Raw genomic sequence first — 17,483 nt, forward strand, 5'->3', positions numbered from 1 at the left:
GTAGATGCCGCGGTCAGCCAGGCTCTCCTGCAGGCCCAAGGGGGTGCCGGCCAGCGGCCGGCACTACCGGATCAACGGCCCAGCGCCCGGCGGATCTCCTCCAGCGCGCCGGGGTCGTCCAGCGTCGACAGGTCGCCCGGGTCGCGCTGCTCGGCCAACGCCTGCAACGAGCGCCGCAGCAGCTTGCCCGAACGGGTCTTGGGCAGCGCGTTGACCACGTGCACGTGCGCCGGGCGCGCCACCGCGCCGAGCGAGGTGGTCACCGTGGCCATCATCTCGGCCACCACCGGCGCCGGATCCTCGCCATCCAGGCCCTGCTTGAGGGTGACGAACACCAGCGGCACCTGCCCCTTCAGTTCGTCCTTGACGCCGATCACCGCTGCCTCGGCCACGCGCGGGTGGCTCGAAATGGCCTCTTCGATCTCGCGCGTGCCCAGCCGATGCCCGGCCACGTTGATCACATCATCGGTACGGCCGAGGATGAAGGTGTAGCCATCGTCGTCGCGGATCGCCCAGTCCAGCGAGCTGTACAGCAGTTCCTTGAAATGGCTGAAGTAGCTCTGCAGGAAACGGTTGTCGTCGTTCCACACCGTGCTCATGCAGCCAGGCGGCAACGGCGGCGACACCACCAGCACCCCCTTCTGCCCCGGTGCGACTTCCTCGCCGGTGTTCTCGTCGATCACCTTCATCCGGTAGCCAAGATTGGGGAAGCCCGGCGAACCGAAGCGCACCGGCTTCATCTCCAGGCCCGGCAGCAGGGTCAGAGCCGGCCAGCCGGTCTCGGTCTGCCAGTAGTTGTCGATGATCGGCTTGCCCAGCGCTTCGCTGATCCAGTGCGCGGTCGGTTCGTCCAGCGGCTCGCCGGCCAGGAACAGGTACTTCAGGGCGCGCAGGTCGTGGCGATGGATGAAGTCCGCATCGTGCTTCTTCAGCACGCGGATGGCGGTGGGCGACGAGAACATGGTGCGCACGTTGTACTGCTCGCACAGCGCCCACCAGATGCCCGGATCCGGATTCGTCGGCAGCCCTTCGTACAGCAGCGAGGTGCAGCCACCGATCAGCGGGCCGTACACGTTGTAGGAATGGCCCACCGCCCAGCCGACATCGGAGGTGGAGAACATTACCTGCCCCGGCTTGCAGTCGAATACGGTTTCCATCGACTGCGCCATCGCCACCGCGTAGCCGCCCACATCGCGCTGCACGCCCTTCGGCTTGCCGGTGGTGCCGGAGGTGTACAGCAGGTAGCTCGGCTCACTCGCTTCCAGCCACTGCACCGGCACATCCACTTCCCCGATCTGTGCACGCAGCGTGGCGTACTCCACATCACGGCCCGGCACGCGTGGTTCGGCGGCATCCAGCCCGCGCGACACGATCAGCACATGCGGTGGCGGCGAAGCCGCTTCGGCGCAGGCCGCGTCAACCATCGGCTTGTACGGAATCAGCTTGCCACCGCGCATGCCGGCATCGGCGGCGATGAGCAGCTTCGGCTTCGCATCGTCGATGCGCAGCGCCAGGTTGTGCGCGGCGAAGCCACCAAACACCACCGAGTGCACCGCACCGATGCGCGCACATGCCAGCATCGCGAACACGGCTTCGGCCATGTTCGGCATGTAGATCACCACGCGGTCACCATGGCCGACGCCGAGGTGCCTGAGCACGGCGGCGAAGTCGTTCACTTCGCGATACAGCTGGCGATAGGTGATTTCGCGGGTGCTGTTGGTTTCGGTGGAGATGGCGACCAGTGCGAGCTGGTCGGCGCGCTCGGCCAGGTGGCGGTCGACGGCGTTGTAGCAGAGATTGGTTTCGCCGCCGACGAACCAGCGCCGGAACGGCGGATTGCTGTAGTCGAGCACCTGCTGCGGCGGTTTGTGCCAATGGATGCGCTTGGCTTCCTCGCCCCAGAAGGCCTCCGGCTCGTCGATCGAGCGACGGTAGGTTTCCTCGTAGTTCATGACGCAGCCCTCCCAGACGAAGTCATGGGTTTGAGGATAGTCCGGCGCCGGCGCGCGGGCCGCCCTACCTTGGTAGGGGGGTGGGTTTGTTCTGCAGGGCTTTGCAGCCCTGCACCCGCAGAAGCCGAAGCAACAGCAGAAGCGGGTTTCCTGAGGGTTGGCGGGGTGGGTCCGGTTGCGGGGGACGCCGTGAATCCCCAGTCCGGCCCAGCCGCTGGCGGCTGGGCGTTCGGGCGCTTGCGAAGCAATGCTTCGCAAGCGAAGCGCCCTCACCCATGGAGGCTCGCGCCATCCATGGCGCTCACGCCCCCGCAACCGGACCCACCCCGCCTTCGACAGTTTCCTGCCATCTGTCGGGAACGGCGTATTGCTCTGGTGGGTGTCGACCTTGGTCGACACGGTAGATCCACGCCATGCGTGGATCCTTTTCGATCAATTGTCGAAATATTCGATTCCGATGGATTTGATCCACGCAAAGCGTGGATAGACCATCCGTCACCGGAGATCTGTCGAAGGCGGGGCGGTGTGGGTTGGCAGGACCGTTGGCGCCATGGATGGCGCCATCGAGCCCCCATGGATGGGTTTACGGCGTGTCCTGCCAACCCACACCGCCCCGCCCAACAAGTGGAAAACCAGAGCCGCCTTGGCCTTTCGCGTTGCTCCGGTTCGTAGCAGGTGCAGGGCTGCAAGCCCTGCCGAACCCCTAGAACGGAGCCGCAGACTCGAACGCGAGCACCTCGCCCGTCACCGGGTGGGTGAACCGCAGGCTGCACGCATGCAGATGCACGCGGTGCGCCGGTGCCGCGTCATACAGCACGTCGCCAACAATCGGATGGCCAATACTGGCCATGTGCAACCGCAGCTGATGGCTGCGGCCGGTGATCGGTTCCAACGCCACGCGCGTGCGCCGCGCTTCAACATCGCGCACCAGCACGCGCCAACGCGTCAGCGCCGGCTTGCCGCGCTCATGGTCGACCCTCTGCTTCGGCCGGTTCGGCCAGTCCACGATCAGCGGCAGGTCCACTTCGCCGGTGTCGCGTTCGAGCAGCCCCTGCACCACCGCTTCATACCGCTTGCCAACCTGGCGCTGCTCGAACTGCATCGACAGCGCCGCCTGCATGTCCTTGCCACGCGCATGCAGCAGCAGGCCGGAGGTCACCTGGTCCAGGCGATGCACGGTCAACGCATCCGGATACAGCGCCTGCAGGCGCGCGACCACGCAGTCCTGGTTCTCGGCGCTGCGGCCGGGTACGGACAACAGGCCAGCCGGCTTCTCGGCCACCAGCAGTGCGTCATCGATGTAGTGCAGGTGGATCATGCGGTTCCAGGAATTCCAAATGAAAACGGGGAAGCCGAAGCCTCCCCGTTTTCTGCGTACCAACCAGCGGTCGGTACCTACCTTGATGGAAGACGTACCGTCCGGAGCCGGTACCGCCTGCATCAGCCCAGCAGGTGGGCGACGCCGGCGCGCTCTTCTTCCAGCTCGGCCAGGGTCTTGTCGATGTACTTCTGGCTGAAGTCGTCGATCGGCAGATCCTTGACCAGGGTGTACTTGCCGTTCTCGGTGGTCACGGCAAAACCGAAGATCACGCCTTCCGGAATGCCGTAGGAACCGTCGGACGGCACGCCCATGGTGACCCACTTGCCGTTGCTGCCCAGCACCCAGTCACGCACGTGGTCGATGGCGGCGTTGGCGGCCGAAGCAGCCGAGGACGAGCCGCGGGCTTCGATGATCGCCGCGCCGCGCTTGCCGACGGTCGGGATGAAGGTGTTGGCGTTCCACTCCTGGTCGTTGATCGCATCGGCGATCGACGCACCATCGGCGGTGGCGAAACGGTAGTCCGGGTACATGGTCGGGCTGTGGTTGCCCCACACCACCAGCTTCTCCATGCCACCGACCGGCTTGCCGAGCTTGGCCGACAGCTGGCTCAGCGCGCGGTTGTGGTCCAGGCGCAGCATGGCGGTGAAGTTTTCCGGCTTCAGGTCCGGGGCCGACTTCATGGCGATGTAGGCGTTGGTGTTGGCCGGGTTGCCGACCACCAGCACCTTCACGTCACGGCTGGCGACCTTGTTCAGCGCCGCGCCCTGGGCGGTGAAGATCTTGGCGTTTTCCAGCAGCAGGTCCTTGCGCTCCATGCCCGGGCCGCGCGGACGCGCGCCGACCAGCAGGGCGATGTCGGCGTCCTTGAACGCGACTTCGGCGTCATCGGTGCCGACCATGCCGGCCAGCAGCGGGAAGGCGCAGTCTTCCAGCTCCATCATCACGCCCTTCAGGGCGGCCTGGGCCTTGTCGACCGGCAGTTCCAGCAGCTGCAGGATGACCGGCTGGTCCTTGCCCAGCATTTCGCCGGAGGCGATGCGGAACAGCAGGGCATAACCGATCTGGCCGGCGGCGCCGGTCACGGCAACACGAACGGGTGCTTTCATGGGGGTTTCCTCTTGCTTGCAAGCGTTTGATGGGACGCCGCGGGCGGAGCCACGCAGGCCTGGCGGGCGGCGGGGAACAGGGAAACGGCCACCCGTGGGTGGCCGTTTCGAAGGGGGATCAGGCGGCGAGGTGCTTGTTCCACTCGGCGACGCGGTCGGCCTGGGCGGCCAGCACGGCGTCGACGTCGCCTTCCAAGGTGATCGAATGGATCACGTCGCCCTGCTTGACCGAATCGACGATGGCCTGGCCTTCCAGGACCTTGCCGAAGACGGTGTGGCGGCCGTCCAGCCAATCGGTCTTGATGTGGGTGATGAAGAACTGGCTGCCGTTGGTGTTCGGGCCGGCGTTGGCCATCGACAGCGAGCCGACCTCATGCTTCACGCCATTCTTTTCGTCTTCGAACTTGTAGCCCGGGCCGCCGGTGCCACGGCCCTGCGGGCAGCCGCCCTGGATCATGAAGTCGGCGATCACGCGATGGAAGATCAGGCCGTCATAGAAGCCGTGCTTGACCAGGTTCACGAAGTTGGCCACGGTCAGCGGCGCCTTGTCGGCGAACAGCTCGACCTTGATCGGGCCCTGGGTGGTGTCGAAAGTGGCGATGAGGGACATGAAGATCCTTGATGCAGAGGGGAACGCGTCTAGCCACCTAGTTTACACCTGCCTTGCGGCGGCGGCGGCTTCGACCATGGGCGCAGACCCGGGCTTCAGCCGCCGGCGGGGCAGCCCGCGCGACGGTCTGGCGGCCTCGGCCGTGTGGCGGCCCAGCTGAATGGGCCCCGTGACGGGCGTGAAATCCACCTTTTCGCGAATCGTCAAGTTCGACGTATAATGTTGGACTTCTTTTTCCAAATCCGGCGCCGACTGGCCCCCTTTCGTATGTCCATCGAAAATCTTCGCAACATCGCCATCGTCGCCCACGTCGACCATGGCAAGACCACCCTGGTCGACCAGCTGCTGAAGCAGTCCGGCACCCTGTCCGAGCGTACCGTCCTCGCCGAGCGCGTGATGGACAGCAACGACCAGGAAAAGGAACGCGGCATCACCATCCTGGCCAAGAACACCGCCATCACCTGGGAAGACAAGAAGACCGGCATCAAGAACCGGATCAACATCGTCGACACCCCCGGCCACGCCGACTTCGGCGGTGAGGTCGAGCGCGTGCTGTCGATGGTCGACACCGTGCTGATCCTGGTCGATGCGATGGACGGCCCGATGCCGCAGACCCGCTTCGTTACCCAGAAGGCCTTCGCGATGGGCTTCAAGCCGATCGTCGTGGTCAACAAGGTCGACCGTCCGGGCGCCCGTCCGGAGTGGGTGATCGACCAGGTCTTCGACCTGTTCGACAAGCTCGGTGCCACCAACGAGCAGCTGGACTTCCCGATCGTCTACGCCTCGGGCCTGAACGGCTACGCCGGCCTGGAAGACACCGTGCGCGACGGCGACATGACCCCGCTGTACGAAGCGATCATGAAGCACGCGCCGAAGCCGGAAGTGGACCCGGAAGGCCCGTTCCAGATGCGCATCAGCCAGCTGGACTACAACAACTTCGTGGGCGTGATCGGCATCGGCCGCATCCAGCGCGGCACCCTGAAGAAGAACATGCAGGTCGCGGTCATCGACCGTGAAGGCAAGAAGCGCAACGGCAAGGTGCTGCAGGTGCTGGGCTTCATGGGCCTGGAGCGCATCGAGCAGGATTCGGCCGAGGCCGGCGACATCGTGGCCATCTCCGGCATCCAGGAGCTGACCATCTCCGACACCATCTGCGCACCGGACTTCCCGGAAGCCCTGCCGGCGCTGACCGTCGACGAGCCGACCATCTCGATGACCTTCCAGGTGAACAACTCGCCGTTCGCCGGCAACAAGGACCTGTCCGGTGGCAAGTTCCTGACCAGCCGCCAGATCAAGGACCGCCTGGACCGTGAAAAGGTCCACAACGTGGCCCTGAAGGTCGAGCAGCTGGAAGACGCCGACAAGTTCCTGGTCTCCGGCCGTGGCGAACTGCACCTGTCGGTGCTGATCGAGAACATGCGCCGCGAAGGCTACGAGCTGGCCGTGTCGCGCCCGGAAGTGATCATCAAGGAAATCGACGGCCAGCTGATGGAGCCGATCGAGCAGCTGGTGGTGGACATCGAAGAAGTCCACCAGGGCGGCGTGATGGAAAAGCTGGGCACCCGCAAGGGCCAGTTGAAGAACATGGAATCGGACGGCAAGGGCCGCGTGCGCCTGGAATACCAGATCCCGGCCCGTGGCCTGATTGGTTTCCAGAACGAGTTCAAGACCCTGACCCAGGGTTCGGGCCTGCTGTTCCATGTGTTCGACCACTACGGCCCGAAGGAACAGGGCGCGATCGCCAAGCGCATCAACGGCGTGATGATCGCCAATGCGCCGGGCGTCACCCCGGCCTACTCGCTGGGCCCACTGCAGGAACGCGGCAAGCTCTTCGCCGCCGAAGGTGACAACGTGTATGAAGGCCAGCTGGTCGGCATCCACTCCAAGGACAACGACCTGACCGTCAACGCGATCAAGACCAAGCCGCTGACCAACATGCGCGCTTCGGGCAAGGATGATGCGATCCAGCTGACCCCGGCGATCAAGTACTCGCTGGAACAGGCCCTGGACTTCATCGAAGACGACGAGCTGGTCGAGATCACCCCGAAGGAGATCCGCCTGCGCAAGAAGTTCCTGACCGAGAGCGACCGCAAGAAGGCTTCGCGCGGCGGCTGAGCCAGCACCCCGTGAGCCAGAGCGGCTACAACCCGGATCCACACCGGCATCCGGGCCTGCACGTCATCGCCCTGCTCGAAGCGAGCAAGGCGATGCTGGCACTGTTGGCTGCCACCGGGCTGGAAGTGCTCGGACCGCAGCCGCTGCGGCACGGCATCATGGCCCTGATCCGGCGTTTCAGCCTGGATCCGGACCACGGCACCCTGCCCTCGCTGCTGCACATGATCAGCCCCGACGCGGTCCACCTGGCCGCGGCGGGGATGATCGGTTACGGACTGCTGCACCTGGTCGAAGCCTGGGGCCTGTGGCGGGCCAAGGCCTGGGCCTCCTGGCTGGGTTGCCTGACCGCTGCCCTGTACCTGCCCTTCGACATCTTCGCGATCATCCGCCATCCCGGCTGGCCGTCGTGGACGATCCTGGCCATCAACCTGATCGTGGTCTACGTACTCGCCCGCGACCTGCGCAAGCGCCATCGCTGAGCACTCGCTACACTGGGGATTGGAGCCGACCAAGCCGCCCCATGCGCCCGTCCTCGCCGCCTCTGCTGACCTGCCTGCTCGCCGCGCTGCCGGCGCTGCTTTCGGCTGGCTGCAGCCCGGCCACGCCCAGCGCGCATGCGGCCGAACCTGCGAGCCGCAACGTGCCGTTCCCGTACGCCGAAACCGATATTGCCGACCTGCAGGCGCGGATGACCGCCGGTGAACTGGACAGCACCACCCTGACCCAGGCCTACCTGCAGCGCATCGCCGCCCTGGACCGCGCCGGGCCGCGCCTGCGCGCGGTGATCGAGCTCAACTCCGATGCCCTGAAGGAAGCCGCCGCGCGCGACCGCGAGCGCCGTAGCGGCCACCTGCGCGGCCCGCTGCACGGCATCCCGCTGCTGTTGAAGGACAACATCAACGCCGCGCCGATGGCCACCAGTGCCGGCTCTCTGGCCCTGCAGGGCTTCCGTCCGGACGATGCCTACCTGGTGCGCCGGCTGCGCGATGCCGGCGCCATCGTGCTGGGCAAGACCAACCTCAGCGAATGGGCCAATTTCCGCGGCAATGATTCGATCTCCGGCTGGAGCGCGCGCGGCGGCCAGACCCGCAATCCCTATCGGCTGAGCCATTCGCCCTGTGGCTCCAGCAGCGGCAGCGCGGTAGCCGTGGCCGCCAACCTCGCCAGCGCAGCAATCGGTACCGAAACCGACGGCAGCATCGTCTGCCCGGCGGCGATCAATGGCATCGTCGGCCTCAAGCCGACGGTAGGCCTGGTCAGCCGCGACGGCATCATCCCGATTTCCTTCAGCCAGGACACCGCCGGTCCGATGGCGCGCAGTGTCGCCGACGCTGCCGCCGTGCTGACCGCGATCGCCGGCCGCGATGATGCCGACCCGGCCACCGCGACCATGCCCGGCCGCGCGGTCTACGACTACACCGCGCGACTGGACCCCCAGGGCCTGCGCGGCAAGCGCATCGGACTGCTGCAGACACCCCTGCTGAAGTACCGGGGCATGCCGCCACTGATCGAACAGGCGGCGACCGAGCTGCGTCGCGCCGGCGCCGTGGTGGTGCCAGTGGAGCTGCCCAACCAGGGCGCTTGGGCCGAGGCCGAGCGCACGCTGCTGCTGTACGAATTCAAGGCCGGGCTGGAGCGCTACTTCAGCGCCCATCGCGCCCCGCTGCGCAGCCTGGCCGAACTGATCGCCTTCAACCAGGCGCACAGCAAGCAGGAGCTGGGCCTGTTCGGCCAGGAACTGCTGGTGGCGGCCGACGCCACCGCCGGCCTGGCCGACCCGGCCTATATCCGCGCGCGCAGCGATGCACGCCGGTTGGCGGGCCCGGAAGGCATTGACGCTGCCCTCGCCGCCCACCAGCTTGATGCGCTGGTGGCCCCCACCACCGGCGTGGCGTGGCCGATCCGCAGCGAAGGCGACGACTTCCCCGGCGAGAGCTACAGCGCTGCCGCTGTGGCTGGCTATCCCAGCCTGACTGTGCCGATGGGCCAGATCAACGGCCTTCCCGTCGGCCTGCTGTTCATGGGCACCGCCTGGAGCGAACCGAAGCTGATCGAGATGGCCTACGCCTACGAGCAGCGCACGCGCGCACGGCGCCCGCCGCACTTCGATACCGACGCGCTGATCGACGCTGGCGAGCCGTGATCGTGTTTCTGTAGAGCCGAGCCCACGCTCGGCTTCAACGGAAAATCGAAAGCAGCCGAGCATGGCTCGGCTCTACAGCGGCTGGTCGGGCTCCGCTGGCACGATCGCCGCCTCACCGTCTTCAGCCCCCGGCGAACGCACATCTGCAGTGCGTGCACGAGGACCACGCGGCATGTCCAGCTCGTCTGCATGCTGCAGCCGCGCACGCACCTGCGGCAGCGACTGCGGATGCTCACGCGCGAGGAAATCGAGCATGCGCTCGCGTACCAGGCAACGCAGGTCGAACGCGTCGCCGGAGCTGCGCGCACTGACCAGCAGGCGGATCTGGATTGCACGCTCACTGGTTTCAGTCACCTGGGTCACGCAGACTCGGCCATCCCACAACGCTTCGCCCCGGCAGATGCGCTCCAGTTCAGCACGGATCGCCGCAATCGGGGCACGATAATCCAGCCACAGGAAGGCTGTGCCGAGCAGGTCGGCACTACGCCGCGTCCAGTTCTGGAACGGGTTCTCGATGAACCAGGTCAACGGCACCACCATCCGCCGCTCATCCCAGATACGCACCACCACGTAACTGCTTCCGATCTCCTCGATGCGTCCCCACTCGCCTTCCACGATCACCACGTCATCCAGGCGGATCGGCTGCGTCAACGCGATCTGCAGGCCGGCGATCAGGTTGCCGAACACCGGCTTGGCCGCGATACCGGCCACCAGGCCGATCAGGCCGGCCGAGGCCAGCAGCGCGGTACCGATCTTCTGCACCATCGGAAACGTCAGCAGCACCAGCGATGCGCCCAGCACGATGATGCCGCCCATCAGCACCCGGCTGAGCACGCGCGTCTGGGTCTGGATGCGGCGCGCTTCCAGATTGTCGGAGACATCAATGGGATGGCTGCGCAGGATTGCGCGCTCGCCCGCCGCCACCGCACGTACCAGCAACCAGATGAAGCAGGCAGTCAACGCGATGTGCAGCACATGCTGCAGATGGCCCAGCAACGGATCCTGCAGCGGCGTGGCCTGCAGGGCGGGAATCAACAGCAGCAGCGGCCATGCAGTGGCCATCGGCAGCCCGAGCACACGACCGATGCGCGCACGCCGGCGATCACGCCCTTTCAGCCGGTGATAGATCCACAGGATCAGCCACGCGCCGATGCCACCCACCAATGCGGCCAAACCCAATGGCCATGCATAGGCCTGCATGTGCTCCCAAGGCACTCTTGCCACCTCCAGGTGAAAGCGTGAACGGACAGCCTCGCGCATGGCGCATGAGCGTCACGTCAGTCGTTCGTAAGGAGGGTGTTGATCGGCAGGGCTTGCAGCCCTGCACCTGCTGCCAGCCGAAGCAACAGCAACAGCAACAGCCGAAGCAGAAGCGGGTTTCCTGTGGGATGGCGGGATGGGTCCGGTCGCGGGGGGCGCTGCAAGTCCCCCTCCGGGGCCCGGCCCAGCCGCCGGCGGCTGTGCGTTCGGGCGCTTGCGAAGCAGTGCTTCGCAAGCAAAGCGCCCTCACCCATGTATGCTCGGTCGCCGCTTGCTCGTGTGCGCTTTCCTGCGCACACGGCAAGACCGGGGTTGGGCGTCCTGCCCAACCCGCCCGAGGCATGCCTCGGGCCCATGCGGCTCACGCCCCCGCAACCGGACCCACCCCGCCTTCGACAGTTTTCTGCGATCTGTCGGAACCTGATGCTGATGGTGGGTGCCGACCGTTGGTCGGCACGGGGTCGGAGCCCATTTTGAATACTGCTATCTGAAAGAAAAATCGTGTCGACCAACGGTCGACACCTACCAACAGCCGCGCATGCCAATCGCCGCAGTTACCAGTAGATCCACGCCATGCGTGGATGATTCATTCGACATCTGACAGATGTGCCGACCAACGGTCGGCACCCACCAATAGCGACCTGAACCTGTCGAAGGTGGGGCGGTGTCGGAGTGCGGGGTGTCAGCGGCATGGATGCGGCCGCCAAGCCTACAAGGACGTACTTGTGGCGTCCCCGCACTCCGACACCGTCCCGCCAACCCACGGATAGCCCGCTTTTGACGTTGACGTTGACGTTGCTCTGGCTCGTAGCAGGTGCAGGGCTGCAAGCCCTGCCGAAAAACCCTTACCGCACTTGCTCCTGCTTGCGTACGATCGCCATCGCGATCTCCAGCGACTGCTCGTAGTTCAACCGCGGGTCCACCGTTGAACGATACGCGCGCTCCAGGTCGCGCTCGGTCAGTTCGCGCGCGCCGCCGATGCACTCGGTCACGTCCTCGCCGGTCAGTTCCAGATGCACACCGCCCAGGCGCGTACCGGCGGCCGCATGCAGGTCGAACGACATCTCCACCTCGCCACGCACGTTGTCGAAGCGACGTGTCTTGAAACCGTTGGCGGTGCTTTCGGTATTGCCATGCATCGCATCGCACACCCACAGCACGCGGCGACCATCACGCTTGACCGCGTCCAGCAGCGGCGGCAGTTTCTCGGCGATCTGCGCGGCACCCATGCGGTGGATGAAGCTCAGGCGGCCCGGCTCGTCATGCGGGTTGAGCACATCGATCAGGCGCAGCAGCTGGTCCGGCGTCACCGACGGGCCCACCTTGATCGCAATCGGATTGCGCACGCCACGCAGGTATTCCACGTGCGCGCCATCCAGCGCAGCCGTGCGCATGCCGATCCACGGGTAATGCGTGCTCAGGTTCAACCAGCCCTGCTGGCGGGGCACCTGGCGGGTCAGTGCCTGCTCGTACGGCAACAGCAGCGCTTCATGCGAGGTGTAGAAGTCGATGCGGTTGAGGTTGTGCACGCGGGCCCCGGCCAACGTCTCCATGAAATGCACGGCATCGCCGATCGAGGCCACCATCTTCTGGTACTCAGCGGCCAGCGGCGAATGGCTCACCCATTCCAGGTTCCAGTACTCGGGGTGGTGCAGGTCGGCGAAACCACCATCGATCAGCGCCCGTACGAAGTTCATCGTCATCGCCGAATGCGCGTGCGCCTGCAGCATCCGCTTCGGGTCCGGCAGGCGCGCTGCTTCAGTGAAGGCCGGCGCATTGATGACATCGCCGCGGTAGCTCGGCAGGGTCACACCGTCGCGCGTCTCGGTATCGGCCGAACGCGGCTTGGCGTACTGGCCGGCGAAACGACCCACGCGGATCACCGGCTGGCGCAGCCCATGCACCAGCACCAGGCTCATCTGCAGCAGCACCTTCAGGCGGTTGGAGATGGTGCCCGATTCGCAGTCGCTGAAGTTCTCGGCGCAGTCGCCGCCCTGCAGCAGGAAGCGCTTGCCCTCCTGGGCCTCCGCCAACTGCTGCTTCAGGGCCAGGATCTCCCACGAGGTGACCAGCGGCGGCAGCCGCTTCAGCTCGTGCAGGGCAGCGTCCAGCGCCACCGGGTCCGGGTAGGTCGGCATCTGCAGCGCGGTCTTGCCACGCCAGCTCTCCGGCGACCAGGCAGCGCCGGTGGCGGCTGCGGCGGGATCGGGGACAGGCGAAACGGCGGACAGGCTCATTGCAGGCTTCCGGAGGTGGGGGACGTTCATGGTCGCAGAGCCGACCGCTGTCGCAAAGGGCCGAACGGCGTCTGCACATGACTGAACGCCGGGGAAAGGGCATCGCGATTGGCCAAAAGCGGCATGCCCACGGCCAGCCGGTCAGGCGCATGATTCGCCACGCACTGTTACGAAGTAACACTCAATCCCCAATGGCCCCTTCCACAGCCTATCCGCCATGAAGCCCTCCCTGCTTGCTACCGGCATCACCTTCGCCCTGACCCTGGCCAGCCTGCCTTCCCTCGCCGTGGCCGCCGATGCCGCCGCTCCCGTGAAGGACCTCGACGCGGTCACCGTCCACGCCCAGCTCGACCAGGCCCGCAACACGCTGTCGCCAGACATCGGCAGCAGCCAGTACCAGATCACCGCCGAGGACATCCAGAAGCAGCCGCTGGGCGCCTCCGCGCCGCTCAGCCAGGTGCTGCTGCAGGCGCCCGGCGTGGTCCAGGATTCCTACGGCGGCGTGCACGTGCGCGGCGACCACGCCAATCTGCAGTACCGCATCAACGGCGTGCTGCTGCCCGAATCGATCTCGGGCTTCGGCCAGACGCTGGATGCACGCACCATCAAGAGCATCCGCCTGATGGATGGCGCGCTGCCGGCGCAGTTCGGCGAGCGCACCGCTGCAGTGGTCGACATCACCACCCGCAGCGGCGCCGAGCTCGGCAACGGCGGCAGCGCCGGGCTGACCGCAGGCTCGTTCGGCAAGATCAATCCCAACGCCTCGTGGTGGGGCAACCAGGGGCGCTGGAGCTGGTTCCTGACTGGCAACTACGACCAGAACGAGGTTGGCCTGGAGAACCCGACCCGCTCGCGCAAGCCGCTGCACGACGACACCCACCAGGGCAAAGCGTTCGCTGACCTTACCTACCTCGTCAACGAGAACACCCGCCTGAGCGTGTTCGCCGGCTTTGCCAACAATCGCTTCCAGATCCCGGTCAACCCCGGGCAAACGCCGCAGTTCGGTTACCTCGATACCACCACCTTCGACTCCAGCCAGCTGGATGAAACCCAGCGCGAGGCCACCCGCTTCGGCATGCTGGTGCTGCAGGGCACGTTGGGCAGCACCGCATATCAGCTCTCGGCCGGGCAGCGCTACAGCGATGTGGCATTCCATCCGGATGTCGTCGGCGACCTGGTGTTCAGTGGCGTCGCCTCGCAGGTGCAACGCAGCAACCGCGCCAACACGCTGCAGGCCGATTTCTCCACCCCACTGGGCAACGACCACACGCTGCGCTATGGCCTGTACGGCAACTACGAGAATGCGCGGGCCAGCAACAGCAGCTGGGTGTTTCCGGTCGATGACGCCGGCCAGCAGTCCAGCACCACACCGCTGCTGATACCTGACCGCAGTGCCTTCCATGCCAGCACGCTGGCGCTGTACGTGCAGGATGAATGGAAGATCGGCGACGACTGGACCGTCAACTACGGCCTGCGCGGAGATCGCTACAAGGCCTTTGGCCACACCGAGGGCCAGCTCAGCCCCCGCGTGGGAGTGGTCTGGAATGCCAGCGACAGCACCACCGTGCATGCCGGCTATTCGCGTTACTTCACGCCACCGGCCAGTGAGCTGATCGCCAGCAGCGATATCGCCCTATACGACGGCACCACCAACCAGCAGCCCAGCGGCGGCAACAACACGCCACTGGCCGAACGCAGCGACTACTACGACATCGGCGTGTCGCAGCAGGTGGGCGACCACCTCACCCTGGGCTTGGACGCCTACGATCGCCGCGTTGCGCGCCTGCAGGACGAAGGCCAGTTCGGCGCCGCCTACATCTACTCGACGTTCAACTATCGCCGTGGCCACATCCGTGGGCTGGAGTTCAGTGCCGACTACAGCAACGGCCCGTTCAGCGCCTACTTCAACGCGGCGTACAACAAGGCCATCGGCACCCAGGTGATCACCAGCCAGTACAACCTCGATCCGGACGCACTGGCCTATGTGGCCGACCACTGGATCCACCTCGATCACGACCAGAAGCTGACCTCATCGGGTGGCTTCAGCTACGCCTTTGCCGGACACAACCGGATCGGTACCAACTACGTGTTCGGCAGCGGCCTGCGTTCGGACATCGAGGGCGTACCCAACGGCGGCGAGCTGCCGTCGTACCTGCAGGTGAACCTCAGCGCCGGGCACGACTTCAATGCCGACAGCGGGCATCCGCTGCATGTGCAGCTGGCCGTGGTCAACGCCCTGGACCGAAGCTACCAGCTGCGCGATGGCGGCGGTGTCGGCGTGTTCGCCCCGCAGTGGGGACCGCGCCGAGGTGCTTACCTGAGCCTGCAGCAGGATTTCTGAGGTAGCGCCGGCCGCTGGCCGGTATTCCCACGGTGTGCCGGCCAGCGGCCGGCACTACCCTGCGTTCAGCGCTTGACCCTGCGCAGCGACACCACCAGCGCCCACAGCGCCAGCAGCACGAACCACACGCCCGACCACATCGGCATGGTCAGGCCCAGGAAGGTCCAGTCGATGTTGCCGCAGTTGCCGGTACCGGTGAGCACCGTGCGGAACACTTCCAGCGGCCCCATGGTCTCGCGCAGGAAGCTCAGCGGCGGGCCGCAGGTCGCGCCCATCTCCGGCGGCAGCATCTGCACGTAGACGTGGCGCGCGGCAATGCCGACGCCTACTGCGGCGGCAATGAAGGCGAGAATCCCGTAGGTCGCGCGTCCCGGGCGGTTGGACGGCCCGTGCAGCGCACCGATCAGGAACAGCAGGCCCAGCGCGGCGAAGGCCAGCCGCTGGAAGATGCACAGCGGACACGGCTCCAGGCCCATCTTCAGCTGCAGGAAGATCGCGTAGCCGAGCAGGCCCGCGCAGATCAGGAAGCCCAGGAAGAACTGGGCGCGGAAGGGCCAGCGCAGTGGATTCATCGTCAACGCTCGAATGGATCAGGGCGCCAAGCGTAACCGAGAGCGCGCGCCATTCGAACCGCCACAGGTGACGCCTGTCGGAACGGTGCGGGTCGCATTGTGCCGCAGGTAGCGCCGGGCCATGCCCGGCGAGCGTAGCGGATACGGAAACGCCGGGCATGGCCCGGCGCTACCAGAACGCAAAAGCCCGGCAGAGGCCGGGCTTTCGCTGTGTCGCGTTGGAGCGGTCCGATTACTCGGCCACTTCCTCGGCCACGACCGGACGGTCGACCAGCTCGACGTAGGCCATCGGCGCGTTGTCGCCGGCGCGGAAACCGCACTTCAGCAGGCGCAGGTAGCCGCCCGGACGGTTCGCGTAGCGCGGGCCCAGGATGGTGAACAGGTTGCCCACCGCTTCGTTGTCGCGCAGGCGGGCGAAGGCCAGACGGCGGTTGGCGACGGAGTCGACCTTGGCCAGGGTGATCAGCGGCTCGGCAACGCGGCGCAGTTCCTTGGCCTTCGGCAGGGTGGTCTTGATCAGCTCGTGCTTGAACAGCGAGGCGGCCATGTTCTTGAACATCGCTTCGCGGTGGGCGCTGGTGCGGCTGAACTTACGGCCAGACTTCTGGTGACGCATGGTGATATTCCTTGGTTAATGATGAGGCTGTGCGGATCGTTGTCGCCATCCTGGCGTTGCTGCGCGGACTGCGGTTGGTCCTGGCCCTCCGTCCTGGACGGCCTGCCCGCGAACCTGCGGTTCGTCGTGGCGTGTTGTGTCGCGTTGAAGGCTCCACCGCGAACGGTGGAGCCTTCAGGCATTACCGATATCAGCCCAGCATGCCGTGGCTGGCGACGCCGGCCGGCGGCCAGTTCTCCAGCTTCATGCCGAGCGACAGGCCGCGCTGAGCCAGCACTTCCTTGATCTCGGTGAGCGACTTCTTGCCCAGGTTCGGGGTCTTCAGCAGCTCCACTTCGGTCTTCTGGATCAGATCGCCGATGTAGTAGATGCTTTCAGCCTTCAGGCAGTTGGCCGAACGCACGGTCAGCTCCAGATCGTCGATCGGGCGCAGCAGCACCGGATCCACGCCGTTGTTGGCCGGCTTGGCCGCACCGCGGTCGCGGTGGGTGAAGTCACCGAACACCGACAGCTGGTCGCTGAGGATGTCGGCGGCGGTGCGCACGGCTTCCTCGGCATCGATGGTGCCGTTGGTCTCGATATCGATGACCAGCTTGTCCAGGTCGGTACGCTGTTCGACGCGGGCCGCTTCCACGGCATAGGCGACGCGGCGGACCGGCGAGAACGAGGCATCCAGGACCAGGCGGCCGATGGCACGGGTTTCTTCGTCCGGACGACGACGCGCGGCAGCCGGCTGGTAGCCGAAACCACGTTCGATCTTCAGACGCATGTTGATCGCCGTGTCCTTGGTCAGGTGGCAGATCACATGGTCGCCGTTCAGGATCTCCACATTGTGGTCGACCTTGATGTCGGCAGCGGTGACAACGCCCGGGCCCTGCTTGGACAGGGACAGGGTGGCGCTGTCGCCGGAGTGCATACGGATGGCCACGTCCTTCAGGTTCAGCAGGACTTCGAGCACGTCCTCCTGCAGACCTTCGACCGTGGTGTACTCATGCAACACGCCGTCGATTTCGACTTCCGTGATGGCGAAGCCCGGGATGGACGACAGCAGCACGCGACGCAGGGCGTTGCCCAGCGTATGCCCGTAACCCCGCTCCAAAGGTTCGATAACGACCTTTGCACGGGTGTCGGTAAGGCGTTCGATCTGCGGACCGCGAGGACGCAGAACCTGGTTGGCGGTAACCGTCATGTTGCGGGTTCTCCTAGTGAA

The 17,483-nt window shown here is 65.9% G+C and carries 13 protein-coding genes; 4 read left to right on the plus strand and 9 right to left on the minus strand.

Annotation, left to right across the window (positions count from 1 at the left end; all coding sequences use genetic code 11):
• Window positions 1–71: 71 nt before the first annotated feature.
• From prpE to ACTXG9_RS18390, 4 genes are all read right to left on the minus strand, one after another.
• Window positions 72–1,952, minus strand: coding sequence for a propionate--CoA ligase (gene prpE / locus ACTXG9_RS18375; protein ID WP_021202251.1), 1,881 nt, complete (start codon window positions 1,950–1,952; stop codon window positions 72–74).
• A 703-nt stretch (window positions 1,953–2,655) separates the two neighbouring features.
• Entirely contained in the window at window positions 2,656–3,270 is a 615-nt protein-coding gene (locus ACTXG9_RS18380; RefSeq protein WP_456115755.1) for an RluA family pseudouridine synthase, read from the minus strand.
• A 122-nt stretch (window positions 3,271–3,392) separates the two neighbouring features.
• Window positions 3,393–4,379 (minus strand): malate dehydrogenase, encoded by a 987-nt coding sequence (locus ACTXG9_RS18385; protein WP_005415428.1) that lies wholly within the window; start codon window positions 4,377–4,379, stop codon window positions 3,393–3,395.
• Window positions 4,380–4,497: 118 nt separating this feature from the next.
• The gene (locus ACTXG9_RS18390; protein WP_005408225.1) at window positions 4,498–4,989 is read right to left on the minus strand and encodes a peptidylprolyl isomerase; all 492 of its coding nucleotides are present in this window, start codon (window positions 4,987–4,989) and stop codon (window positions 4,498–4,500) included.
• Window positions 4,990–5,256: 267 nt separating this feature from the next.
• Here ACTXG9_RS18390 and typA point away from each other — a divergent pair, with 267 nt between their 5' ends.
• From typA to ACTXG9_RS18405, 3 genes are read left to right on the plus strand one after another with little or no spacing between them, the layout of a single operon-like run.
• Window positions 5,257–7,104: a translational GTPase TypA gene (typA, locus tag ACTXG9_RS18395; RefSeq protein ID WP_026346967.1), complete on the plus strand. Its 1,848-nt coding sequence runs from the start codon at window positions 5,257–5,259 to the stop codon at window positions 7,102–7,104.
• 11 nt (window positions 7,105–7,115) lie between these two features.
• Window positions 7,116–7,583 (plus strand): DUF2127 domain-containing protein, encoded by a 468-nt coding sequence (locus ACTXG9_RS18400; protein ID WP_019659569.1) that lies wholly within the window; start codon window positions 7,116–7,118, stop codon window positions 7,581–7,583.
• Window positions 7,584–7,624: 41 nt separating this feature from the next.
• Window positions 7,625–9,247: an amidase gene (locus ACTXG9_RS18405; protein ID WP_456115756.1), complete on the plus strand. Its 1,623-nt coding sequence runs from the start codon at window positions 7,625–7,627 to the stop codon at window positions 9,245–9,247.
• A gap of 72 nt (window positions 9,248–9,319) precedes the next feature.
• Here the strand turns inward: ACTXG9_RS18405 and ACTXG9_RS18410 are convergent, their stop codons facing one another.
• A complete protein-coding gene (locus tag ACTXG9_RS18410; RefSeq protein ID WP_329859498.1) occupies window positions 9,320–10,507 on the minus strand; it encodes a mechanosensitive ion channel family protein in 1,188 nt (395 codons plus the stop codon).
• A gap of 845 nt (window positions 10,508–11,352) precedes the next feature.
• Complete coding sequence (locus ACTXG9_RS18415) at window positions 11,353–12,744, minus strand: class II 3-deoxy-7-phosphoheptulonate synthase (protein ID WP_155029004.1); 1,392 nt, start codon at window positions 12,742–12,744, stop codon at window positions 11,353–11,355.
• 217 nt (window positions 12,745–12,961) lie between these two features.
• Here ACTXG9_RS18415 and ACTXG9_RS18420 point away from each other — a divergent pair, with 217 nt between their 5' ends.
• Complete coding sequence (locus ACTXG9_RS18420; protein WP_111098620.1) at window positions 12,962–15,085, plus strand: TonB-dependent receptor; 2,124 nt, start codon at window positions 12,962–12,964, stop codon at window positions 15,083–15,085.
• Window positions 15,086–15,150: 65 nt separating this feature from the next.
• Here ACTXG9_RS18420 and ACTXG9_RS18425 read toward each other — a convergent pair whose 3' ends face one another.
• The 3 genes from ACTXG9_RS18425 to ACTXG9_RS18435 form a co-directional block, all read right to left on the minus strand.
• On the minus strand, window positions 15,151–15,657 hold the full coding sequence (locus ACTXG9_RS18425) for a disulfide bond formation protein B (protein WP_058980348.1): 507 nt from the start codon (window positions 15,655–15,657) through the stop codon (window positions 15,151–15,153).
• A gap of 232 nt (window positions 15,658–15,889) precedes the next feature.
• A complete protein-coding gene (gene rplQ, locus ACTXG9_RS18430) occupies window positions 15,890–16,273 on the minus strand; it encodes a 50S ribosomal protein L17 (RefSeq protein ID WP_005408217.1) in 384 nt (127 codons plus the stop codon).
• Window positions 16,274–16,463: 190 nt separating this feature from the next.
• Window positions 16,464–17,462 carry a DNA-directed RNA polymerase subunit alpha gene (locus ACTXG9_RS18435; protein ID WP_005408216.1) on the minus strand — a complete coding sequence of 333 codons (999 nt, stop codon included), beginning with the start codon at window positions 17,460–17,462 and terminating at the stop codon, window positions 16,464–16,466.
• Window positions 17,463–17,483: the final 21 nt, after the last annotated feature.

This window comes from Stenotrophomonas maltophilia group sp. LNF247, assembly GCF_054083135.1.